Raw genomic sequence first — 24,282 nt, forward strand, 5'->3', positions numbered from 1 at the left:
CTAAAAACAACCTTTTATGTGATATTTAAAAATAATTATACAAAAACAAGGCCAACTAAGATCAACCTTGTTTTGTTTTTTTTAGAGAGGTTATTAATTATTTGTGAGCATAAGTGAAATCGACAGTTAAACCTGTTGAATTTCGAACAAGTCCTTTAATGTCTGGATTTTGAAGCCATTTAGTACTACGGAAGTAGATTGGGTTATAGTGTGCTCCATCATAAAGAGCTTTTTCAGCTGCTTTATAATCTTCAGCAGCCGCATCAGTATCCAAAGCATCAGTTGTTAAAGCTTTGTTATAGGCTGCGTCAAACTCAGGGCTTGACACTTTACCATAGTTGTATGCTGAATTAGATGAGAACAAACCATAGAATGTTGAACCTTCTGGATAGTCACCACCCCATGCTACAAGAGCAACTTCAAAGTTTTGGTTCTTAGTATCTTCAAGACGTTGTTTAAAGGTAACAAATTTTTCTTCAATCTTCAATCCTGGAAGAGCTTCTTCCCAACTTTGTTTGATGTAGTCGACTGCTGCTTTAGTTACAGCATCATCAGAGTCAGCGGTAACAGTCAATTTAACTGAGTTTGTTCCAAGTTCTGACAACCCTTCTTTGAATAATTTAGCTGCTTCTTTTTCATCATACTTGTAACCTGGTTCAACATATTTTGAAAGATCAGTTCCGTCAGTCAATTTTGCAAGACCTGGTGTAACAAGAGCTGTGGCAGGTTTTGAACCTGTATCAATTGCTGCTTCGACAATACCTTTACGGTCTGTAGCTAAGTTAAGAGCTTGACGGATTTTTTCATTGGCAAGAGGAGCTACTGAACCAGTTTCATTGTAAACAATATAAGACATACGAGCTTCTGATACTGCTACTGCATCTTTATTAGCTTTATTCGCTTTGTAGATAGATGAGGTTGCAGAAATATTAGCTGTATCTAGCTCACCATTTTTGTACATTTGAACGGCTGTATCAGCTTTTTTGATAGCTTGAAGGTTAACTTTTTTAGTCTTAACGTGTTTAGCATCCCAATAGTATTTATTTTTAACTAAAGTGAAGCTACCATCGCTACCGTTCCAACCTTTTATTGTATATGGGCCTGAGTATAGTTGATTTTTTGAAGTTGTTGCGTATTTATCGCCTTCTTTTTCAACAAATGCTTTTTTCTGTGGCATGAAGTTAGAAAAAGCAAGGTAATATTTGAATTGAGGACATGGACTTGTCAATGTGAAAGTCACTTTATTACCATCAGCTTTTACACCAAGTTGGTTAAGGTCAGTGATTTCACCAGAATTAATTTTATCCGCATTTTCCAAATGAGATTCAACAGCTAGATAAGAATATTCTGATGCTGTTTTTGGATCAACCATTCGTTGCCAAGTATAAACAAAATCATCTGCAGTCAAAGCACTTCCATCTGACCATTTAAGTCCATCACGCAAAGTTGCTGTGTAAGTCAAACCATCCTCAGACACTTCAACACTTTTAGCCAAGTCTGGTTTTGGATTACCATTTTTATCAACACGCAGAAGGTTACTTGATGAGTTCCCAATAGCTAGTGCTGAATATTGGTCAGTATTTTTTGAAATATCAAGTGACAAGATTTCAGTCGGTGTGTACCAATTGATTTCATCTTTATTAGTAGCTGATTTGCTACCGCCACCACATGCTGCTAGTAGAGCGACAGAAGCCAAACTAACCGCTCCCAGACCAACACGTTTCCAAGTTGATTTGTTTTCCATAAAAAATTCCTCCTACCATAAACTTTCTTTCGGTATGTCTGGTATTATAACACACTATTTTCTAAAAATACAGAAAATTTCAAAATTAATACAATTTTAAAAAAACTGAATTATGATAATAAAGTGTTGTTTATGGCTGAAAAATGGGGAAATTGCTTGAAAATTTGTGACTTTTAGCTACTTTTATGGCAACTATTTATTCTCCTGCCTTGCTTACTTTTTCATTTTTGTGGAAAATTAAAAAATATTGCTACCGCTACTTGTCACTTTTTAGCCAAAAATCAGTTAGGAAAACTAACATAATAACAAAAAATCCCACAGATTTTTCTGCAGGATTTATTTATCTATAACCACTATTATGCAAGACTTGCTGCACGTTTAAGTGAGGCATCAATATTTTCACAAAGATTTTCTTGACCAACTTTTTCGATAAAGCCAGCTTTTTCCATCACACGATATGGTTGTTTATTAACATGAGAAAGAATCAATGTCATACCACGTTTTTGGCAGATTTCAAGTGTTTCTTCAAGTGCTTCAAGTCCTGAAATATCCATTGCAGGAACATTACGCATACGAAGAATCAAGACATTTTTTCCTTCTTCGTGGGTAAAGTTAAGGAAATCATTAGCTGCACCAAAGAATAATGATCCAAAGATTTCGTAAACAACTGTGTTATTTGGAACATGTTTCAAATCAGTATTCTCAGAAAGTTCAGCATCATCAAGACTATCTTTATCAACCCATTGACGAACTGCTGCAACGTCTGACATGCGTTTAAGGAATAAGAAGGCAGCCAAAACCATACCGAATTCAATAGCTACTACAAGGTCAAAGAAGACTGTCAATACAAGTGTAATAACCAAAACAGCAATATCACTCTTAGGTGCTTTTTTAAGCATGTGTACAAATGTACGCCATCCACTCATATTGTATGCAACCATAATCAAGATTGATGCTAAACAGCTCATTGGAATAAGTGAAGCATATGGCATCAAGAACAATAGGATTAAAAGAAGAGTTACTGCGTGTGTCATACCAGCAATCGGTGTACGTCCACCATTTTTAACATTGGCTGCTGTACGAGCAATAGCTCCAGTTGCAGGAATGCCACCAAATAAGGCAGACATCATATTACCAACACCTTGTCCGACCAATTCAGCATTTGAACGATGGTGGCTACCAATCATACCATCAGAAACCACACATGAAAGAAGTGATTCAATCGAGGCAAGGATAGCAATGGTGAAGGCTGGTGAAATCATTTGACGAACTAAAGCAAACGAAAGGCTTGGCATTGTGAATGAAGGTAAACCAGCTTTGATTGTGTACAAGTCACCAATTGTTTTAACAGACATGTGACCAAATCCAACAAGTGCTGTTGTCACAATAATAGCAACGAGAGAACCAGGGATTTTTTGAGAAACACGTGGCCAGAAGATTTGGATTAACAAAGCAATCATACCAATCAATAGTGTTGGCCAGTTAATTGTATTTAAATGTTGAGCATAGGCTACCATTTTTTCAACGAATTCAGCTGGAACGGCACCCATATCAAGTCCTAAGAAATCTTTGATTTGTCCAACAAAGATTCCGACAGCAATACCTAATGTGAACCCAACTGTGATTGTTTTAGGAATGAATTTAATCAAATCTCCAAAGCGAAGAAGTCCCATCACAATCATCATAATACCAGCTAAGAATGTTGCAATGGTAAGACCAGCCATACCATATTGTGCAATAATACCGTAGATGATGACTACGAATGCTGCAGTCGGTCCACCGATTTGAACACGACTACCACCTAAAAATGAAATAAAAAAACCTGCCACAACTGCAGTATAAAGACCTTGTTCTGGATTAACACCTGATGCAATCGCTAAGGCAATTGACAATGGTAGGGCAATGATTGCCACAATAATCCCTGCAACAAGGTCTTTTGCAAACTGCGCACCCGAATAATTTTTAAGAGTACTGAACAGTTTTGGCTTAATATACTTAAAAGCGTCCATCTTTTCCTCCTACTTTTATTTGTTCTCAGACGCTTACGAGAACTCACATTACCATTTTATCACACCAAAAGTGAGAATTCTAGGTATATCAAGGGAAAAACTAGCTTTATTTGCTAGTTTTTAGCTCCGCTAGTTTACAGATTTTGGATTTTGAATCAAAAATCATTCTGATTTAAAATTGTAAGCGCTATACGCTGTTTTAGCCGCGTTTTTTGAAAATCCACAAAAATTCAAAAGTAAATTTTCAGATTATTTTCAACCTTCAGGTGAATGATTGGATTTTTAAAATGTTTTTGATAACATTTCAAGTATTTCTTCCCCATTTTTCTGCATAAAAAATGTGAACCTCCGTCTGAGCGGGAGCAATTTGAGTTGCTAATGGCGTTACAAAATCAGAATAACACTGGCAAAATAATGATTTTTTACTAACCAATCCTGCCATAAAAATACCTCAGTCATTATATCATTTTATTAACAAAAAACTGTAGCATATTTGCTACAGCTAATAATAACTTGAATCCTTCAATCTAATAAAGATCATGATTCATTTTTTGATAATCATCAAATAGCTTTAGACACTCTTCGTGACAAATTTGAGTTAAATAGTTTTTAGGAAGATGTGACAGATTGTTGACAATATCATCCAACTTTTCATTACGAAAACCGATTTTTGAATATCATCATTTGAACAGCCATAATAAATCTTATCAATATTTGCCCAAAGACACGCTGCCAAACTAAGTAAGCTTGGTTCACCTGTTGACACCAAAATACATCCAGATAAGTCAAAGTTATTCAACTTTTGACTAGCTTCACGAATTGCCAACAATTCTCCATGGGCAGTTGGATCATTTTTTCTGATTACCATATTATGACCACTACCAATGATTTCGCCGTCTTTCACAACAACTGAACCAAAAGGACCACCATCTCCCTTATGAATTCCATCATAAGTTTCTTCAATAGCCTTTTGCATATAAATTTCTAATGATTCATTTGACATCAAAATCACTCCTTCCTATTGAAAAATCGGATAAAATTTTAGTCTTTTTACAAAGATAAGAATTTCTGCTATTCGTGAAATATCTTCTTTTCTGGCTTTTCTAATCGCTGCTTTTCCTTCTCATCGATTAATCCTCAAAACTAAGTCCATAGCGATGTAATGAAAAGTGGTGAGCAATTTTCACTTTTAACAAAGCCACAATTCTCATAAAAGTCAATTTCCTTATTATAGCCAATCACAGCAATTCGCATGAAAGACTTGTATTTTTCTTTTACCATCTGAATCAGTTTTCTTCCGATAGTATGCCCTTGATAGTCAGGATCAACGAGCAAATAATGAATATAGGCATTCATGATGCCATCATCCATAACACAAATCATACCTACCAGCTTCTCTCCATCCCAAGCTGAATAGACAGTTTTAAAATTCTGCATGGCAAGGACTAACTTTTCAGGGAAATGACCTGAGGACCATTCTACTGAAAGAAATAAACGCTCTAAGTCGCTACATTTAAAATTTTGAATAGATTTATAATCAATATCTTCCGCCATCTGATAACCTCGTTTCTTCGTACAAGTACGCTTATCTTACTCACGCGCTTTATTTTGAATAATAAATTGCATTTCATCATTCATTTGACAAAAGCCGTAATTTTCATAAAGTTTTCTTCCCATTTGAGTCGCTTCAAGCGTGATGAAGTCAATACCACGTTCTCTTGAATCAGCAATCAACAAATCCAATAAATTGCTCGCAATCCCGCGTCTACGATATTCTGGAGCCACATACATGTTCATAATATAAGCTTTTTTCCCTGACGGATTATGATAGGTTGGCATAACACGATAGTAAGAAATTGCCCCTGTTGCCACCACCTTGTCAGCATCATAAACCAAAAATGCTGTGTGATTGCCATTTGACAAAGCTTCTTGATAATACTCTTTTGAACTTTTAGCCAAATGACTTAAATCTACGGAATGCTCTAATTGATTTGCCGCCCGTAGCACTTCAATTCATGCTGACACCAACATATCTATATCAGAAATACTAGCTTTTTTAAATAACATATCGTTCCCTTACTTCACTTCGCAAGTTAATCTATCGGGTAAATGATGCAAATACATATCAATAGCGTCTGTGCTCTTTTCTAGTACCGTCATCAAGCCTTGATCTGGTTTTGCATGATTATCGTGATAATCTACCTCACCTTCTGCATCTGGATAAAAAGCTAATCGTTCCTCATCTAGCGAAAACTCTGCTTGAACATTCTTTTTATTTCCTCTAGCATCTAAGCGTAGCCATTTTCCTAAAGAATCAAGATAAACAGTATTAAGAGCATGAATACAATAACCTGTGTCAGGTGTAGAACCAAGTATCAATCGTTGATAGGAAAAGCCAGAAGGAATGCCATTTGCTCTAAAAAGTGCGGCCAAAAGATTTGATTTTGCCCAACAAATCCCGACACCTTCTCTAAGACAGTCACTAGCTGAAACTGTTACGCGATGATCTTTCACATCCCAAGAATGTGAAATTTTATCTCGCACAAAATGGAAAGTATTTTTGACCAAATCTATTTCATCTATGCTCTCATTTTTTAATTGGTGAGCACGTTTTTGAATTTCAGGATGAAGATAATCAACATATTCACTGACTTCTAAAAATTCTTGATTCATACACCCCTCCTTTACTTCAAATGTTTTTCAATATAATCAAAAAATGGTTTCTTTTTGACGTCGAAGACGTGGTTTTCACACCATGTGTAGGATTCTTTTAAGCCAATTTCTAGAGGTGTTAGCTCTGGTAATAATTTCTCTTGCCTTTTGACATCTAAAAAGAACTCATAGTCGTAAAAACTAAAGTAATTGCGCTGATCGACCTCATCAAAGACTTCGATGAATTCTGGAATTTTATTACTGCAGGCATAGCAGAGCTTCACCCACTGGCGAGTACTTATAACTTCAGTATTTCCTACGTTATAGAGGTGTTCTGCTGGCCGCTTTTCAATAATAGCTTCCATCATGCGGCACAAATCCTTAATATAAAAGAATTGTAATTTTAATTCACCGTGGCGTGGCAGATAAAATGGCAAATCATCCTTAGCACAATCAAAGACAAAAGCTTCGCGATAAACATTATTCATCGATCCGTAGAGATATGGTGGGCGTAAAATATAAGCTTCTGGAACCAGCTCAAGCAAACGTTTTTCTGCTGCAATCTTATCTAGACCATACTGGCCCCAGAATTTATTTTCACCGACTTGGGAAGTTTCTAAAAATGGTTGAGGTCCATTTTCCGGATAGACAGAACTTGAACTAATCATGATATAGGTGTCAAATGAGTCAAGCGCTTCTACAAGGCAAGTAATATCACTAGCCTTGTAGGCTGTTACATCCAAAACAAGGTCAAAATGCAAACCCTTCAGTCGATTTTCCAAGTTGTGTCGATCAGCTTGAATCAAAGTCACGCCTTCAACTTGCGTCTTGGTACTTCGATTAAGCACATAGACATCATAACCTTGTTTAAGAAAGTAAGCTGCCGCATACTTGCTCACAAAAACTGTTCCACCCGTTACAAGTACTGTTTTCATCCAAAAACCTCCTTTGTAATTATCAGAATATTATAATATCTGAATTCTATCATAAAAAAACTGTCGTTACAACGAACAACAGTTTTTCAGCTAATTCCCTATCAGATTTTAGACTTTTTTGTGCCAGTTTCTGATAAAAATGTCATTTAACAATATTTTTTGACTATCTCTTTTAAACTCATCAAGCACTCTGATTAGAAAATAAAGTAAATAAAAAACTACCATCACATTAAAACGGCAGTTATCTGTTGACTATTACTCCATTTGATTATTATCACCATCGCCATCTTTTACAAGAAGAAGCCCAATAATAAGACCAATGGAAATACCTAGCGACACCCATAAACCAATACTATGCGTCAAAACGCCGATTCCTGCCCCAAATAATACTCCAAGACTGATTCCCATTGCAATTCCGTTTTCTTTATTCATAATCTTCTCCTCCTAAATAGTGAAACTATAGGCGTTTTTCAAATCGAAACATTTCTGAAGCTTCATCATCATTTGGATCTTTGTGGTGACTGTTAAAGAATTCAACAATCTTAAACCCACAACGATTGACATAAAAATGGATATTACGCTTTTCAAAATATGGTGTCACAGTTTCCCAAACTTTCACTTGAGGAAACATTTTTTCAATCTGACACCAAGCGGCGTAGCCGATTCCTTTGCTATGACACTTAGGAGAAATAAAGAGCAAATCTAAGTCTCCCTTATCTCCATCAACACGCACAACAACACCACCGACAACCTTTCCATCATCAAGGATACGGTAGGCTTCTCCACTATCTATGGATTCTTCAATTGTCTCTAGAGAGATGATTTGACCATCTTCTTCAAAATGGTCATCTCTCAAACCAAATTCCTCTAAAGCCCCATAATTGAAAGCTTCTTGATTATCTTTAATAAATTGTTCACGATCACTTGAAACAAGTGGTTTTAACTCAATCATACATACCTCTTCATCGAAAAATTATCCTTCAACTTTCGAGACGAGTTTTAAAAACTTCTTAGCATTCATCTGCTCATTTGTCACATAATCTCCGTTATAAAAAAGAGCATAGGTCGTTATTGGGGTTGGCACTGATTGTGCTGTTTTTTTATCCGTAATCTGAATAGCTTCAAAAGGAATCCCTTCTTGCTGAGCTGTTTCTGCAAGGATTGGAACATACTTGGCATTAAAAGGACATTGACTGGTGTAATACAAAATGTAACCTGATTTATCGATATGAGGATGTTTGGCACAAGCTTTGAATTTTGGACATTTGTCATCATCAGAAAATGGCAAATACCAAAGTTGAATACCATTGTCAGCTTCATCAGCCACCTTAAACCCCTTGTAAGTTAAATACTTAGGGTCTGCCAGAAATGGTTTCTTCTTAGCCGCTGCTAGAATGCACAGCCCTTTCTTTCCTTTAGCCTTACTATCAGTAATACAAGCTTCTAATAAATCCGTCGAATACCCATGTCCCTTAAATGCTCCTGATACCCACAAGCAATCAATGTACATATAATCATCTGCTTCAATGGGATTCCAAGCATTTTCAGCAGGAAGATACTCGATAAAACACTTGCCACGTTCAACACTTTTTAGGAAAACTAATCCATCATCAAAGCGCTCCAACAGCCAAGCTTTTTTAGATGATACCTGAACATCTTTGTTGTTAGAGATGGCACAACAAATATGCTCTTTTTCCAAATTTTCCTTTGTCACTTGGATGTATTCCATAACCGATACCTCCTCATCGCCCAAGAAAACGTTATCACTCTTTGCTTTCATTGTAGCAAAATCAAGGTATTCTGACAAAAGAAAAACCAGACAAAAAAGACATTATCTGGTTGGTTTAATTATTCAATATAATAGGATAAGCAAAGCGATAGCTATTATTAATTTCAACAGCAACTGCTGCCTGTTCTGATTTTCCTTCTACAGAGTAAACTTCATCCTACTAACATTACCAAGTTTACAAGGTAAAATAGAATGATATTAGCCACTAAGGCTAGCAAACTTGTCGCTGAATAAGTAAAAATCAGGTTAACAGGAAGTGCAATTGGCATCCAGAGAACGTTAAGAAAAGCTTTATTTGTCGCAAAGATAATAAATAAACATTCTACAAAGGATAGGAGTAAATTCCCCCCTTTTCCTATAAAAAGGCTCAAAAACATGTGAAAATGGTTCAACATTATCAACAATAGCCAAACAACAAGTCCAATGTAAAGAAAATGAGTGAGTTCATTGACCTCAGCTCCTACTCCCAGCCAAAGTATAACTGTAGGAATAAGCAGTATCACATCAGTCGCCAAAAGCTTCATTGACCAAATTCTCAGTTTATGCTTTTCACTTCTGATGTTTTGAAAATGATTAGCATCCATCTCTTGCTCATGTAACAAAATTGATACGATACTCATCACGATACAATAACCTAACATGTATAAGAAAACAATGTTTTGTAAGATAGTCGGATTATTAACAATCAAGACATAAGGCAGAATGGTGACTAATTGCAAGAATGACAAGATTAGAATCAAGTAAAAAGCATAGGAATTTTTCCATTTTACCAACTCACTTTTTAGATAATTCATCATTATTCAGCCTCCATTTCAGTAAAAATACGCACAGCAAGCACATCAAAAGAGATAGTATCAGTGCTGTAATAATCAGTTGAATATCCATTACACCAGCAACGTCTAAATCTCCCGATGGTTTTAACTGCATCATGCCATAAGCAATTTTATAGTGATAAGTATAAGGAAAAATATACCAAAAAGATGTCTGGGCTAAAAATGGCGCTACCAGCAGGCAGACCAAAGCATTTACTGCCAATAAAAGATAGGGACTCAACCATCGTGATAAAAAATATAAGAAAGGTAAATTCCAAATAGAGGCTAACATAATCAAAAGCAAACAAAGGAAATCTCTACTCATATCTACAGACATTACTCCTGAAAACAACAGTGATACAAGATAGAATATCACCGTAAAGATTACTGTTGCTACAAAAATATCTTTCACCTTTAATAGCATCTTAGCTAGATAAATGTTAAAAGTCTCTTTTCCTAGATGAATATTTTGAAAGTGACCTGCTTTTTCTTCGGCTTTATAGTCATAGAGAAATAACAAACCAATTAAAGTGTACAAAAAGATTGATTCCCACCAGTACACTGAAAAGCTCTCTAAAAGGCTATAACCTGAAAGCAATACTGCGATAAAAATCGTTAAAAATGGGACAAAGAATAATAATTTCTTATCTGAGCTCGACTTTTGTTTCAACCATTCTGACTTCAATATTTTTTTCATCCTAAGCACCTCCGTGAACGATTTCAAAGAATAATCTTTCTAAATCATCATCATGAGTATTATCTTCATCATAGAAGATTTCACCATTATGTAAAATAACAATATGGTCTGCAACTTTACTAACTTCGTGGAGTTGATGACTTGATAAAAGAATGGTCATACCAGATTTTTTTAAATTCGTTATTAAATCTAACAATTCTTTAATACCATCTGGATCTAAACCATTTGTTGGCTCATCCAAAATCAATAAGTCAGGATTAGTTATCATCGCCATTCCTAAGCCCAAGCGTTGTTTCATCCCTAATGAAAAATGTCCTGCTTTTTTCTTACCTGTATGAGATAATCCAATCAACTTTAGCACTTCATTGATTCTCTCATCTGAAATGTCATATAAGAGTGCGCGTGTTTTTAAATTATCAAAAGCTGACAAATTCATATAAATTGCTGGTGATTCGATAAGAGCACCAATATTAAAATCTGCACTAGATTTTTCACTAATTTGCTCACCATTAAAAACAACAGCACCGCTATCAGCTTCTTCCAAGCCAAAAATAATTTTCATAATGGTTGACTTACCGGCACCATTAACGCCAAGCAAACCACAGACATTACCTTTTTCAATATCAAATGAAACACCTTTTAATATCTCTTTATCTTTAAAAGACTTTTTCAAATTTTTAACCTGCACAACCATAAGTCTTCCTCCTTTTTACCTATTAACTATATCGAAGGAATTTCAGCGTTTGTTCAGAAAAAAAGAAAAATAGCACCTAAAAGATGCTATTTCTTGATAGATAAACTGACTACTGCTCCACCTGTGGGAGGATTTTGTAAAACAAGCTTTCCGTGGTGATTTTTAGCAACTACCTGAGCAAATGATAAACCTATACCATAATGTTTGCTATTTCTTCCTTTATTTTCAGTGTAAAAAAGATTATCTGCGCTTTCCAAAGCTTCTTTTGTAAAAGCAGGTCCATTATTCCATATATGAAAAACTAGAAACTCTTCTTCCTCAATCACTGAAAGTGTTACTTTTTTATGACCAGAACTATATCTCGCAGCATTTGACAAAATGTTAATCAGAGCTCGGCTTAAATTAAGTTGGTTTCCTTTGAAAAATTCCAAGTTAACGCGCTTAATCACATTAAACTCAACCTCATGTGTATCCATAATTGCCCTTGCTTCTGTAACGAGTTCTTCTAAAAATTCTGGCAAAGAAATCTCTTCTTGATAGTCCTTTTCTTCCACTAGTAAGCGAGAATACTGAATCATATCATTAAAATATTTTTCAAAAACTTTGATACTGTTATCAGCTGAATTGAGAAAGTCTGATTGTTGATTCGTCAATTCTGTCATATCAAGCAACTCCAAATTTCCTTTTAAAACTGTCAAAGGTGTTTTGATATCATGAGCTAAGGCTGCCACTTGAAAAGATAAATCTTTTTTTGCTTTTCGCTCTGCCTCCAACAGGGTAACTAGTTCAGCGTCTTTTTGATAAAGCATCGATAAAATATCGTTAAACTCTATCATTTCCGTCTGAGAATGTTTGACAGTCATCTCAGGTTTTCCCATGTTCAAAGAAATCTCTTGAATCAATCGAAAATTCTTAGTAAATTCTTGTAAAAGCCTTGAAATTGACCAGATAATCAAAGCGAGCTCTAATATCAAGAAAAAGAGGTATGAAAAACTGTTAAATGAAATCTGTCTTAATCTAGGATTGACAAATTCAGGCAAGGTTGGGCATCTGAGAATGAGCACGTATTTTGAATTACTGAACTTTGCATAACGAATTGTCCCAACTTCTTCAGTTCTTCCATGATCAAAAGCATCTTTATAATGCTTATAATCCTCACTTTGATACCTACTGGTACTGATTTTTCCAGAAGATTTTTCAAATACAACATAGTCAAAAGTCGTTTGATTTAACTGCTTTGCAATCATCTTAGCTGAAGCATTATCTTTTATCTTAACCTTAAACTCTGAGCCATAGCTATTCAACTGCCCTGTTATCACTAAAAGATAAGTGAGGAAAAATAACACTAAGACATTAATCACGGTTCCCAGTAATATTTCAGAAATGCTCCGCAACACCCTTCTTTTGATTGAGTAATGTCTAGTCATACCACTTATATCCCATTCCTCTCACAGTCTTAATCGGATTGATGCCATAAGACGAGAATTTCACTCTTATCTGATAGACATACTCTGATACCGAACGAAATAAAGCATCAGCTTCTTCATCATAAATATGGCTGTAAATATCTTCTCGCGTGAAAACTTTATTGCGATTAGCTGACAGTAGTTCTAACAAATCGTATTCTCTACTTGTCAATGGAACAACCTTGCCATTAACACATACCGTTTTTTCTTGTAAATAAAAAGTAATCGGTAGCAATTCTCGAACAACTTTCCCATCTGATTCAGCTTTTCTAAAACGTTCTTCGCGTTTCAAATGCGCAGCAACTTTCGCAACCAACTGTTTAACACTAAATGGTTTTGTAATGTAATCGTCACCACCAAGATTTAATCCAGTAACGATATCATCTTCTTCGTCTTTTGCACTAACAAAAATAATTGGCGCACTCACTTTATCGCGGATTTGTTTACAAACTTGCAAACCATCAATATCAGGCATCATGACATCAAGCAAAATCAAATCATATCCTTGAAAATCCATGCTATTCAGCGGTAAAGTTATTCCTTGATAAGTTGTGACATCATAATTTTTCATCTCCAAAATCGTACGCATTAACTTTAAAATTTCAAAATCATCATCTACAACTAAAATTTTATACATCCTATCTCCTATACATTCACCCAAAATTGACCATCAGTTGCTTCTTCGCTATAATCAAGACTTTAAAAGGATAGCAACAACATTTCAGAAAAAGTTCAGAACAAGTTTCCTTCTGAAAACTTGAAATCTTGAAATACAAAAATTTCTCAATTCATATTTTATCAACAATTGCTGTAATAAGTATATCATTCAATTAATAGATATACTAACTCTTAACTTATTTTCAATTTTGAAAAGAAAAACCAACCTTTAAATGGTTAGTTTCTTTTTTTCTTAGGGGCAGGTAATTCCTCAGCTATTGCCTGCAATAATTGTGCCAAAAATGCTTTATCATCAAGCTTATCAACCAGAAGCATCTTCTTGGCACCTTCATAAGGTAATGCCATCTTAGCCTCTGGTAGCATATCTAGCGCTGATTTTGTTGGTTTAACGAGGAAACGATTATCATAAATACCACCAATGACCTTGCCTTGACAATATATAATATACTCGCCCATCATCGCTCGCCAAGAGACCTCTTTTGTCTCAGACAATTGATTTAAAATAACTGTTAAATACTCTTTGCTTGAAGCCATATCATTCACTCCTTGTATGCTTACATTCACTTCTTTGAATTCCCTCCAGAAGTTCTTTGACATATAATTCTGGATAATTAATAGAATACTGACCGTGAGCCAGACCAACTTTGATTTCCAAGCGACTGTCTGGTAAAAGGTGATTTAGCTGATTTGCTGAGCGGATTACTCTTTTTGGCTCTTTATCTCCAACAATAATTCTCACAGAGGCAGAGCAATTTCTCAAATTATCTTTTACTTGATACAAGCTACTTGCTTTTGTAAAAGCAATCAAATTTTGCTTAGAAAGTTTCACTGTGTCCTCATAATAGTGCTCGAATAAATCATCTCTCATGCCAAGATAGTGAAACTGCAACTTTGCAAACCACTTTTGTTTGATCAAGCCATAAGTGGCTGAAAATAGCGGAGCAACCACACTTGCTGTCAATTTATCTGGAATGATAGCAGCACTCTCAATAATCGCCTGTTTACAAATAGTCGGTTGCTTAGCAAGCATTTCTAAAAGAATCTGACCGCCAAGCGACAGACCAGCAATTAGCAAAATCGAACCGCCATACTCAAGATTGATGAAATCAATCAAGCTAGCAGCATTTTCTTCAATACTTGTAAAATCTCTATCACTTCCAGCATGCCCATCGAGAATCGGCACAACCACATGATAATTTTTACATAGCAGCTCCATCTGAGATTGATACTGCCACCAGGACAAACCGCCACCATGAAGTAACACGATAACGTCTTGATTTTCTTGACCAACTTCAACAAACTTCATGCCTACCTCCTTTTATTAGACGATTCACTATTTCCTGTTCTAATCAGGTGGCCTTCTTGAATAGCAGCTAAAGTTGCCACAATCCCAATCACCAGCATACTGTAACTCAGGTCAATTACCTTTAACGATATTGGCAAGAAAAACAACAAAAGCCCCGTTAATTTATTGAGATTTGAATGAATAGCCACAAACTTCTTCTGCACAACATAAGCAGAAATAAGATTAATTAGCTTGATGATGGCTATCACAAAAATCCAGATAAGCATCCAATTTGCAAATTTTAATACTGGAATTAATTTGATAAAACATACTAGACAAAAGATAAAATCAGCAATTGTATCAAGTCTTGAACCAAATTCACTGACATACTCAAGTCGTCTAGCCACCATACCATCAAGAACATCTGTAATCCCAGCTAAGATATAAAGCACATAAAAAGAGACCGAAAAAGCAGGACAAAACAATAACACGATGCTACAAATTATTCGAATACATGTTATCGCATTTGCCATACCTTGGCCTCCTTTTAGAAAAATAAGCTAAATTCTTATTCTGCGTTTTTAACTAGTAAGCTTACACATTCAGCGGTTCGCCGTTACCGTTTCATTTCGTCGCTAAGTCCTCATTCTACGACAGGCGCAGTGGTTACTAACCAATCAAGCTTCGTAACCTCGCTTTCTTGGAGTAACTGTGCGTAGCATACTCCTAAGTTGCTAAAGCAACAAGGATTATCCTATATCGCATGGGCAGAACATCCACTTCTACTTCGCTGTTTCAGCAGCTCGTACAAGCAGTGATACTGCCTCAATGTGGTGCGTATTCGGGAACAAATCCACCGGCTGTACTTTTTGGAGTTTGTAGCCGAGTTCTTGGTAGAGTTTGATGTCACGCGCCATAGTTGCTGGGTTACATGAGATGTAAGTAACTTTTTCTGGCTGCATCGCTACACTTGCTTTGATGAAGTTTTCTGTCAACCCTTTACGAGGTGGGTCAACCAGAATCACACTTGGTTTGATACCATCTTTGCTCCATGTTGCCATAGCATGTTCTGCTGAGTCAGCCACATAGTGTGCATTGGTAATACCGTTTAGCGCAGCATTTCGTTTAGCATCTTCAACAGCATCTTCAATCACTTCAACACCGTAAACTGCCTTCACATTTTTAGCAAATGAAAGACCAATTGTTCCGATACCAGAATAAGCATCAATAACAATATCATTTGGTGTCAAATCTGAGAAATCAATAGCAGTTTGGTAAAGTTTTTCAGCCATTTCAGTGTTCACTTGGTAGAATGAACGCGCTGAAATTTCATATTGATTGCCAAGCATACTATCAACAATCGTATCTTTTCCATAAAGTGTTCTAAAGTCATTACCAAAAATCGCATTGGTATTTTTATCGTTGATATTTTGGACGATTGATTTTACGGCTGGGAATTCAGCAACGATTTTTTCGATGATTTGCTCGATGCGGAAAATTTTCGGACGTGTTGTGACAAAGACAAGCATCATTTCACCAGAATAGTGTCCACGACGAACGACCAAGTTACGAATCAAACCAGTTTGTTCTTTTTCATCGTATGGTTTAAGGTCAAAACGACGAAGCAAATCACGTGTGAAATTGATTAAACGGTCAATTTCTTTATTTTGAATGTAAAAATCAGAAATTGGCATCAAGTCATGTGAATGTTTGCGGAAAAAACCAGTTTCTAGTTGACCATTTACACGACGAACTGACACTTGAGCCTTGTTACGATAAGCATATGGATGTTCCATACCTAGAGTTTCAGCTACTTCAACATCTGAAATACCAGCTGTCTTATAAAGGTTATCAGCTACTTGTTTGCGTTTAAATTTTAGCTGCTCAGCATAGGCAAGGTGCCCAAAATCAGCGATTCCTGTACGCAAATAATCCACATTCAAATCTTGATTGCGGTGCTCTGAAATCGTCAAGTATTCCTCAACCTTACCGAATCCTATATTTTTCTTCACTTTCAAGACACGCATCTTGATTTTTTCACCTGGAAGAGCATTTTCAACAAAGAAAACAAAGCCATCAACCTTTGCAACACCAGCTCCTTCATGTGATAAATCTGTGATTTCAACCTCAACAATGCTATTTTTTTCTAACATATTTTCCTTTCAACAAGCCTGTAAATTCAAGCTTCTATTTAATCAATTCTCGTTCGGTTACTTTTCTCAAAAAAAGAGAAGCATAACTGCCTCTCTATTATATCATATTATTAACGTAGCCCAAGCTCCTTCAACTCTTCTTGGTATTTATTAAAATCAATTGCGATACCGAGTCCGCCGTACATGTCATAATCATCAGTCCAGTCTCCTTCCGCTGGGACCGTCTTTTGCTCAATACCTTTTTGACCACTAGTAATCACACCCAAACCTTCTTTAAGAAGAAATGAGTAAGACACATTTGTTGAGGTAAGGGCATAGATTTTTCCGATGGCTGCAGATCCTGTAAAGAGTTTTGAAGGATCTTTGATCTGGTTGACGATAGCAGAAATCACTTGTTGTTGACGTTGAGTGCGTCCATAGTCACCGTCATCATCTTTACGGAATCGAGCATAGTTAAGCAAGGTACGTCCATCCATCCTTTGATTGCCAACTTCAATCGTTTGATTTGGCACTGTTCCATCAGCTTGCATGTTCAAATCATCTGGAACTTCAACAGAAGAAACTTCTTGTCCATCAACAGTACCGAATTTGGCATCTATTTCAACACCCTTTGGAAATAGTGTATCGATAGCTTCTGCAAAGGTTTCAAAGTCAACCATGACATAATACTTAATATCAATGTCAAAATTATTTTTCAAGGTTTTACGCATAAGTTCTGCACCTTGACGATCATCTTGTTCACCAATATTGAAAGCAACATTAAGCTTTTGGTCGTTTGCGTAATCATTATAGCTAACACCGTTAATATTAACCAAGGTGTCACGCATAAAGCTAACTAGTTTAACTTTACCTTCTTTGTTACCAATATTCATCACCATGATGGTATCTGTTCTAGCATCAGATGAGCCCTGCGAAATCCGCTTATCACTACCAAGAATCAGAATATTAGTCCCGTCATGACTATCTTGACCGTTAAAAGGTTCTACTACTGCAGCAGAATAATTCGTTTCACCACTTGATACCTCATCGACACCACGATAGAACATATAAACCATACCAGCCATAATCAAAATGACTAATAAGCTACAAAATTGTAGAAAATGTTTAAAGCGTTTTTTGTGATGCTTCTTTTTAGGCTTCTTTGCCTTTGGAGCTTTGGGTTCATCGTGTGCAATCCCTTCGTAATAGTCCAAATAGGAAGAAGCGGGATTTTTTTCTTTTTTCTTTCGTTTTGAACGATGTGACTTCTTGGTTTGAGGATATTTTGGTAAACCTTGTGACGTTAATTGATTGTCAGATGTATCGTAATCATCGTACTCATCATAAGTCACATAAGCGTCATAATCATCATCATAGTCGTCATCGTAGTAATCATAATAATCATAATAATCGCCATAATCATCATAGCGTTCATAATGAGGCTCTTTATTGACAGACGAAGAGTATCCAGATGACATCTCTTGCATACTCATCTGCTTTTTTTGATAGAGATAACCAAACTCTTCCTTTTGTTGCGGATTTAGGTACTCTAAATTTCCCAAAAGGTATTCATATCTTAATTCTTCATGCCGACTTAATTTATTTTCTGCCATATCTCATACCACTCTTTCAATCAATCTATACTAAAGTCAGTACAAGTTTAACGAAACGACTATACTATCATTATACTAAAAAAGACATCAGGAAAGAAATTATAACTTGTAAACGTCGTATTTTCCAAGCATTTTATAACCAATGCCAAGTTGGCGCAATTCTTCTAAGGCAAAAGAGACAAGCGCTTCATTGGTATTGTCAATATCAACGATGAAAAAATACTCTCCAAGCGCAGTTTTTAAGGGACGACTTTCAATTTTAGTCAAATTAATCCCACGCCAAGCAAAGACCGCTAAACCTTTATAAAGCGCACCTGGAAGATTATCTGGGAGCGTTAAAGCTAATGAGATTTTTTGTTGACACTTAGTCAAATCAAATGAACACTTCTTGCGCCCCAATACCCAAAAACGCGTGAAATTCTCATCCATTTCTTGGATATCTTTAGCAATAATTTCCAAATCATACTCTTTTGCTGCTGCAACTGGTGCAATTGCTGCAAAAGGCTCATCGGGATTTTCAGCAATAAAACGTGCAGCGTAAGCCGTGCTTGCTGTCATCTCTATTTGTGCATTCGGATAATGCGCTTTGATGTATTTTTTCCCTTGAGCAATAGCCTGCGGATGTGAGAAAATCTTTTCGATTTTCTTATCTTTCGAAGTCGCTAAAAGTTGTTGCTTAATGGGTTGAATCATTTCCGCAACCGCTTCAATTTTAGCTTGATGAAAAAGGTAGTCCAGAGTTTCGTGAACTGACCCTTCAATCGAATTTTCAACTGGAATAATGGCATAATCCACCATTCCTTCTTCGTAAGACTTGATTACTTCAGTGATATTTGCAAAAGGCACTCGTTCAGCTTCTGGGAATGCCTTAACAGCAACATTGTGCGTAAAAGAACCATTCGGTCCTAAATAGCCAACTTTCATCCAATTTCCTCAATAATTTCTTCCGGTGTTTTTCCAGCAACTTCGATAATACGATTGGCTGCAGCCTCATACATCTCTTGACGTCCATCAAAGATAGCTTTGAAATCTTCTTTACTATTATTAACAAATAAAGGACGGACATTCTTTGTATCATTTTTAATACGATCATAAAGCGTGTCAAAATCAGCTTTCAAGTAAATCGTTTCAGGATTTTTTGCCAAAATATCTCGGTTAATTGGGTTGATAACCACACCACCACCAGTTGAGATAACATGGTCAGAATTTGCCAGTTCAGCTAAGACCTGTGATTCAATCTCACGGAATTTTGCTTCGCCTTCTTTTTCAAAAAAATCCGCAATTGACATGCCAATACGCTCTGTAATCAAAGCATCCATATCAATATAATCTTTATCTAAAAGTGATGAAATGGTTGATTTTCCAGATCCCATAAATCCAATAATAATTCTAGCCATGTGACAAGACCTCCAAATCACTAAAGAAGCTTGGGTAACTTGTATTGATTGCTTCTGCTCGTTCTAATTCAACGTCACCATCTGATACCAAAAGCGCAGCAATAGCTGTCATCATTCCGATTCGGTGGTCACCAAAGGTATTGATTTTAGCACCATGAAGTGGTGTTTTTCCTTTGATAATCATGCCATCGTCAGTCGGTGTAATGTCAGCACCCATGGCATTCAAAGCATCGGCTACAACTTGGATACGGTCTGTTTCTTTGACTTTCAATTCTTCAGCATCACGAATGACTGTTGTGCCATTAGCTTGTGTAGCAAGAAGAGCAATAATTGGCAATTCATCAATCAAACGTGGAATGATTTCACCACCGATTTCAGTACCAGAAAGCTCTGAAGTTTCAACGGTAATCGTTGCTGATTTGGCAACTTCATCAACATCTGAAATTGTCATTTTACCACCCATTGCTTCAATGACATCAAGAATACCTGTACGAGTTTCATTGATACCAACGTTTTCAAGTGTTACTTTAGCATTTGGAACAATAAGCCCTGCAACTAACCAAAAGGCTGCTGATGAAATATCTCCCGGTACAACCACATCTTGACCAGTAAATTCTTGACCACCTTTGATGCGAATTTCTTTGCCATTCACATCAATTGCACCGCCAAATTGAACAATCATATCTTCTGTGTGATTACGCGTCTTTTCTTTTTCGATAATGACTGATTCCCCATCTGCTTGCAAAGCAGCAAAAATCAAAGCAGATTTCACTTGAGCTGATGCCACAGGAAGTTGGTAATGAATAGGCTTTAGATTTTTACTTCCATGCATGGTAAGTGGTGGCAAATCACGGTCTGTCTGACCAGAAACTTCTACACCCATTTGACGAAGTGGAATTGTCACACGATCCATTGGACGTTTTGACAAACTGTCATCTCCAAACATCTCAACCGTAAAATCTTGTCCAGCCAAAACACCAGAAATCAAACGAATTGATGTTCCTGAATTTCCCATATCAAGTTTATTTTGAGGGGCTTTAAGACCATCAAAACCAACACCTGTAATGGTTACAAGGTCTCCATCATCTTGAATATCAACCCCTAAATCACGAAAAACTTGCATGGTTGACAAAACATCTTCGCCACGTAAAATATCGCGAACAGTCGTTTTCCCCTTAGCAAGACTTCCGAACATGATTGAACGGTGACTGATTGATTTATCTCCAGGAACACGTAACGTTCCTTGTAATTGTGACACATTTGTCAATAATTTCATACAACTCTCCCACGGTTTAGTTTTAATTCTATTGTACCATAAAAATACTGAAAATTTGCACAACTCTCTAACAATTCTCTTTTTATGATGTTTTCTGTACAAAATTTACAAGAAAAACAACTGAAAGAAATTCTTTCAGCTGTTTATGTTTTATTTTTTGCTGCTTTCGTCATCCATTGAAAGAACTGACAAGAAGGCTTCTTGTGGCACTTCAACAGAACCGATAGCTTTCATACGTTTCTTACCAGCTTTTTGTTTTTCAAGCAATTTACGTTTACGAGAAACGTCACCACCATAACATTTCGCCAAAACGTTTTTACGAAGAGCTTTGATGTCAGATCGAGCAACAATTTTTTGACCGATAGCCGCTTGAATTGGCACTTCGAATTGTTGACGAGGAATGATTTTCTTCAATTTTTCAACAATCATTTTACCACGTTCATAGGCAAATTCATTGTGAACGATGAAGCTAAGCGCATCGACCTTATCACCGTTAAGGAGAATATCCATCTTAACCAATTTAGATTTGCGGTATTCTGAGATTTCGTAATCAAAGCTTGCATAACCACGTGTTGATGATTTCAATTTATCAAAGAAATCAAAAACGATTTCAGCTAGTGGAATTTGGTAAATGACATTAACACGATTTTCATCGATGTAATCCATTGTCACAAAATCACCACGTTTGCGTTGCGCAAGTTCCATAACCGCTCCAACAAATTCTTGCGGAACCATGATTTGTGCTTTAACATATGGTTCTTCGATACTTGCCACCTTAGTTGGGTCTGGGAACTCAGATGGATTTGACACTTCTAGCATTTCGCCATCAGTCGTATTGACATGGTAAACAACAGATGGTGCTGTCATAATCAAGTCAATGTTAAACTCACGTTCCAAACGTTCTTGGATAACGTCCATGTGAAGAAGTCCCAAGAAACCACAACGGAAACCAAAACCAAGAGCTTGTGACGTTTCTGGTTCGAATTGAAGACTAGCATCGTTCAATTGAAGTTTTTCAAGTGCTTCACGAAGGTCATTGTATTTATTTGATTCGATTGGGTAAAGACCAGCAAACACCATTGGGTTCATTTGTTTGTAACCGTGAAGTGGTGCTTCTGCTGGGTTATCCGCAAGAGTAACCGTATCACCTACACGTGTATCAGCAACTGTCTTGATTGACGCCGCGATATAACCAACATCACCTGTTGCTAAGAAATCACGTCCAACTGCTTTTGGTGTGAAGATACCAACTTCAGTAACATCAAATGTTTTACCATTTGACATCAATTGAATGGTATCACCAGGTTTTACCATACCATTGACGATTCGCACTTGCAAAATAACTCCACGATAAGCATCGTAAACAGAGTCAAAGATAAGTGCTTGAAGTGGTGCTTCAACATCTCCTGCTGGCGCTGGCACGTACTCAACGATTTGTTCGAGGATTTCTTCAATCCCGATACCAGCTTTTGCTGAGGCAAGTACTGCTTCTGACGCATCAAGTCCGATAACATCTTCGATTTCTTGACGCACACGTTCAGGGTCAGCAGCTGGCAAGTCAATCTTATTAATAACTGGCAAGATTTCCAAATCATTATCAAGTGCCAAATACACGTTAGCAAGAGTTTGAGCTTCGATACCTTGTGCCGCATCGACAACCAAAATAGCCCCTTCGCAGGCTGCTAGAGAACGTGACACTTCATATGAAAAGTCAACGTGCCCCGGTGTGTCAATCAAGTGGAAAATGTAAGTTTCACCGTCTTTAGCTGTGTAATTCAACTCAATCGCATTCAATTTGATTGTGATACCACGTTCACGCTCCAAATCCATGCTATCCAAGAGTTGAGCTTGCATTTCACGACTAGAAACTGTTTCAGTCTTTTCCAAAATACGGTCAGCCAAAGTTGACTTTCCGTGGTCAATATGCGCAATAATAGAGAAATTGCGAATCTTTTCTTGTCGTTTTTTTAATTCTTGAATATCCATCTATCCTATAATCCTATACAATTAATCACTATTCCTATTATATCAAATAAACACCTTGGGTGCTATAAAAAGTTTGTAACAAGCGATAAAAGCAAAGAAAATCACTTATTAAAAAGAGCCTCAAATTTCTTTACATTTTGTAAATAAAACGCTATCATTTAAGTGAAAATTAGACAAATAACTTACTTCCACACTTCATTTTAAACTGTATTATCCTATCTCACACACTTAACCGTTGATAAGGAGAACATCATGAAAAAGAGAACAATGATTATTGCCTGTGCTTTGGCACTATTAGGATTGTCTAGTTTTTTCATAACAAGTCCACCACTTGTCTCGCACCCTCATATCGTCTATGCTGCAGCGACTAGTAGCCAGAAAAAAGCTCTAAGCAAGGCTGAAAAGTACTACAAGCTCATGAACATGTCAAAATTAGGCATTTACGACCAATTGACATCAGATGTTGAAAAATATTCTGCCGAAGATGCTCAATATGCCGTTGACCATTTGAAAGCTAATTACAAAAAAGCTGCGCTTAAGAGAGCAAAGAGCTATTACAAGATTATGCACATGTCAAAACAAGGCATCTACGACCAATTGTCTAACGAAAATGGCGATAAATTCACTGCTGAACAAGCTCAGTACGCTATCGACCATGCCAAATTAGACTATAAGAAAGCTGCCTTGGAAAAAGCAAAAAGTTATAAGAAAACACTAGACTTGTCATCAGATGAAATCTACGAACAACTCACTTCTGAGCACGGCGCAAAATTCACCACCGAAGAAGCTCAGTATGCCATCGACCATCTGAATGACTAAGCCAATCTAACCTAGCAAACCTATGACCCATATAGGAAAAACCACCTGGAAATTTCTAGGTGGTTTTGGTGTTTCAGTGTTTTTTAATCTTGAGAGTACAAAAACAGCCAGTTGGTGTTACTGTTGAAATGTCTTGTTTTACGGTTACTTAAATCTTGAGAGTACAAAAACTGCTGTGACAGTTGTTGGTTTAGTAGACCAGTTTTACGGTTACTTAAATCTTGAGAGTACAAAAACATCGAGTACTACTTCAATGCTTCTCATAAAGTTTTACGGTTACTTAAATCTTGAGAGTACA

25 protein-coding genes and 1 CRISPR repeat array (1 of these 26 running past the window's edge) are annotated in these 24,282 nt (G+C 36.5%); of the genes, 1 reads left to right on the forward strand and 24 read right to left on the reverse strand.

The window, feature by feature from the left end; translation table 11 throughout:
• Positions 1 to 97: 97 nt before the first annotated feature.
• From JG537_RS00620 to lepA, 24 genes are all read right to left on the reverse strand, one after another.
• Positions 98 to 1,744, reverse strand: a complete 1,647-nt coding sequence (locus tag JG537_RS00620; RefSeq protein WP_199542401.1) for a peptide ABC transporter substrate-binding protein — start codon at positions 1,742 to 1,744, stop codon at positions 98 to 100.
• A gap of 356 nt (positions 1,745 to 2,100) precedes the next feature.
• The gene (locus JG537_RS00625) at positions 2,101 to 3,753 is read right to left on the reverse strand and encodes a SulP family inorganic anion transporter (RefSeq protein ID WP_132869961.1); all 1,653 of its coding nucleotides are present in this window, start codon (positions 3,751 to 3,753) and stop codon (positions 2,101 to 2,103) included.
• A gap of 598 nt (positions 3,754 to 4,351) precedes the next feature.
• Positions 4,352 to 4,756, reverse strand: coding sequence for a nucleoside deaminase (locus JG537_RS00630; protein WP_246454252.1), 405 nt, complete (start codon positions 4,754 to 4,756; stop codon positions 4,352 to 4,354).
• Between the two features lie 140 nt (positions 4,757 to 4,896).
• Positions 4,897 to 5,307 carry a GNAT family N-acetyltransferase gene (locus tag JG537_RS00635; protein WP_132869883.1) on the reverse strand — a complete coding sequence of 137 codons (411 nt, stop codon included), beginning with the start codon at positions 5,305 to 5,307 and terminating at the stop codon, positions 4,897 to 4,899.
• 36 nt (positions 5,308 to 5,343) lie between these two features.
• Entirely contained in the window at positions 5,344 to 5,760 is a 417-nt protein-coding gene (locus JG537_RS09670; protein ID WP_249927644.1) for a GNAT family N-acetyltransferase, read from the reverse strand.
• A 69-nt stretch (positions 5,761 to 5,829) separates the two neighbouring features.
• The gene (locus JG537_RS00645) at positions 5,830 to 6,426 is read right to left on the reverse strand and encodes a transglutaminase-like domain-containing protein (protein ID WP_132869882.1); all 597 of its coding nucleotides are present in this window, start codon (positions 6,424 to 6,426) and stop codon (positions 5,830 to 5,832) included.
• 11 nt (positions 6,427 to 6,437) lie between these two features.
• Positions 6,438 to 7,340: an NAD-dependent epimerase/dehydratase family protein gene (locus tag JG537_RS00650; RefSeq protein WP_199542404.1), complete on the reverse strand. Its 903-nt coding sequence runs from the start codon at positions 7,338 to 7,340 to the stop codon at positions 6,438 to 6,440.
• Positions 7,341 to 7,595: 255 nt separating this feature from the next.
• The gene (locus JG537_RS00655; RefSeq protein WP_165941976.1) at positions 7,596 to 7,772 is read right to left on the reverse strand and encodes a glycine zipper domain-containing protein; all 177 of its coding nucleotides are present in this window, start codon (positions 7,770 to 7,772) and stop codon (positions 7,596 to 7,598) included.
• Between the two features lie 25 nt (positions 7,773 to 7,797).
• Positions 7,798 to 8,292 carry a GNAT family N-acetyltransferase gene (locus JG537_RS00660; RefSeq protein ID WP_132868968.1) on the reverse strand — a complete coding sequence of 165 codons (495 nt, stop codon included), beginning with the start codon at positions 8,290 to 8,292 and terminating at the stop codon, positions 7,798 to 7,800.
• Between the two features lie 21 nt (positions 8,293 to 8,313).
• Positions 8,314 to 9,120 (reverse strand): N-acetyltransferase, encoded by an 807-nt coding sequence (locus JG537_RS00665; RefSeq protein WP_246454253.1) that lies wholly within the window; start codon positions 9,118 to 9,120, stop codon positions 8,314 to 8,316.
• 161 nt (positions 9,121 to 9,281) lie between these two features.
• Complete coding sequence (locus tag JG537_RS00670; protein WP_199542406.1) at positions 9,282 to 9,926, reverse strand: ABC-2 family transporter permease; 645 nt, start codon at positions 9,924 to 9,926, stop codon at positions 9,282 to 9,284.
• Positions 9,904 to 10,638, reverse strand: a complete 735-nt coding sequence (locus JG537_RS00675; protein WP_199542408.1) for a lantibiotic immunity ABC transporter MutE/EpiE family permease subunit — start codon at positions 10,636 to 10,638, stop codon at positions 9,904 to 9,906. The genes JG537_RS00670 and JG537_RS00675 overlap by 23 nt, the downstream gene beginning before the upstream one ends.
• A 1-nt stretch (position 10,639) precedes the next feature.
• Positions 10,640 to 11,332, reverse strand: a complete 693-nt coding sequence (locus JG537_RS00680; RefSeq protein WP_132868833.1) for an ABC transporter ATP-binding protein — start codon at positions 11,330 to 11,332, stop codon at positions 10,640 to 10,642.
• 86 nt (positions 11,333 to 11,418) lie between these two features.
• Positions 11,419 to 12,759, reverse strand: coding sequence for a sensor histidine kinase (locus JG537_RS00685; RefSeq protein ID WP_199542410.1), 1,341 nt, complete (start codon positions 12,757 to 12,759; stop codon positions 11,419 to 11,421).
• Positions 12,752 to 13,435 carry a response regulator transcription factor gene (locus JG537_RS00690; RefSeq protein WP_199542412.1) on the reverse strand — a complete coding sequence of 228 codons (684 nt, stop codon included), beginning with the start codon at positions 13,433 to 13,435 and terminating at the stop codon, positions 12,752 to 12,754. The genes JG537_RS00685 and JG537_RS00690 overlap by 8 nt, the downstream gene beginning before the upstream one ends.
• A gap of 257 nt (positions 13,436 to 13,692) precedes the next feature.
• A complete protein-coding gene (locus tag JG537_RS00695; RefSeq protein WP_199542414.1) occupies positions 13,693 to 14,010 on the reverse strand; it encodes a TfoX/Sxy family protein in 318 nt (105 codons plus the stop codon).
• Between the two features lies 1 nt (position 14,011).
• On the reverse strand, positions 14,012 to 14,782 hold the full coding sequence (locus tag JG537_RS00700; protein ID WP_199542416.1) for an alpha/beta fold hydrolase: 771 nt from the start codon (positions 14,780 to 14,782) through the stop codon (positions 14,012 to 14,014).
• 2 nt (positions 14,783 to 14,784) lie between these two features.
• Positions 14,785 to 15,294, reverse strand: coding sequence for a CDP-alcohol phosphatidyltransferase family protein (locus JG537_RS00705; RefSeq protein WP_199542427.1), 510 nt, complete (start codon positions 15,292 to 15,294; stop codon positions 14,785 to 14,787).
• Between the two features lie 249 nt (positions 15,295 to 15,543).
• Positions 15,544 to 16,914, reverse strand: a complete 1,371-nt coding sequence (gene rlmD, locus JG537_RS00710; protein ID WP_199542429.1) for a 23S rRNA (uracil(1939)-C(5))-methyltransferase RlmD — start codon at positions 16,912 to 16,914, stop codon at positions 15,544 to 15,546.
• A 110-nt stretch (positions 16,915 to 17,024) separates the two neighbouring features.
• The gene (locus JG537_RS00715; RefSeq protein WP_132868841.1) at positions 17,025 to 18,506 is read right to left on the reverse strand and encodes an LCP family protein; all 1,482 of its coding nucleotides are present in this window, start codon (positions 18,504 to 18,506) and stop codon (positions 17,025 to 17,027) included.
• 99 nt (positions 18,507 to 18,605) lie between these two features.
• Positions 18,606 to 19,430 (reverse strand): prephenate dehydratase, encoded by an 825-nt coding sequence (gene pheA, locus JG537_RS00720; protein ID WP_132868842.1) that lies wholly within the window; start codon positions 19,428 to 19,430, stop codon positions 18,606 to 18,608.
• Positions 19,427 to 19,903 carry a shikimate kinase gene (locus JG537_RS00725; protein ID WP_132868843.1) on the reverse strand — a complete coding sequence of 159 codons (477 nt, stop codon included), beginning with the start codon at positions 19,901 to 19,903 and terminating at the stop codon, positions 19,427 to 19,429. The genes pheA and JG537_RS00725 overlap by 4 nt, the downstream gene beginning before the upstream one ends.
• Positions 19,896 to 21,179, reverse strand: coding sequence for a 3-phosphoshikimate 1-carboxyvinyltransferase (gene aroA, locus JG537_RS00730; RefSeq protein ID WP_074481533.1), 1,284 nt, complete (start codon positions 21,177 to 21,179; stop codon positions 19,896 to 19,898). The genes JG537_RS00725 and aroA overlap by 8 nt, the downstream gene beginning before the upstream one ends.
• Before the next feature lie 150 nt (positions 21,180 to 21,329).
• Positions 21,330 to 23,165, reverse strand: a complete 1,836-nt coding sequence (gene lepA / locus JG537_RS00735) for a translation elongation factor 4 (RefSeq protein WP_074481532.1) — start codon at positions 23,163 to 23,165, stop codon at positions 21,330 to 21,332.
• 252 nt (positions 23,166 to 23,417) lie between these two features.
• Here lepA and JG537_RS00740 point away from each other — a divergent pair, with 252 nt between their 5' ends.
• Positions 23,418 to 23,984 carry an Ltp family lipoprotein gene (locus tag JG537_RS00740; RefSeq protein WP_074481531.1) on the forward strand — a complete coding sequence of 189 codons (567 nt, stop codon included), beginning with the start codon at positions 23,418 to 23,420 and terminating at the stop codon, positions 23,982 to 23,984.
• 135 nt (positions 23,985 to 24,119) lie between these two features.
• Positions 24,120 to 24,282: a CRISPR direct-repeat array (repeat unit 36 nt; unit sequence GTTTTACGGTTACTTAAATCTTGAGAGTACAAAAAC); it runs 1,060 nt beyond the window's last position.

Source organism: Streptococcus vicugnae (genome assembly GCF_016461705.1).
GTDB classification, from domain to species: Bacteria; Bacillota; Bacilli; order Lactobacillales; family Streptococcaceae; genus Streptococcus; species Streptococcus vicugnae.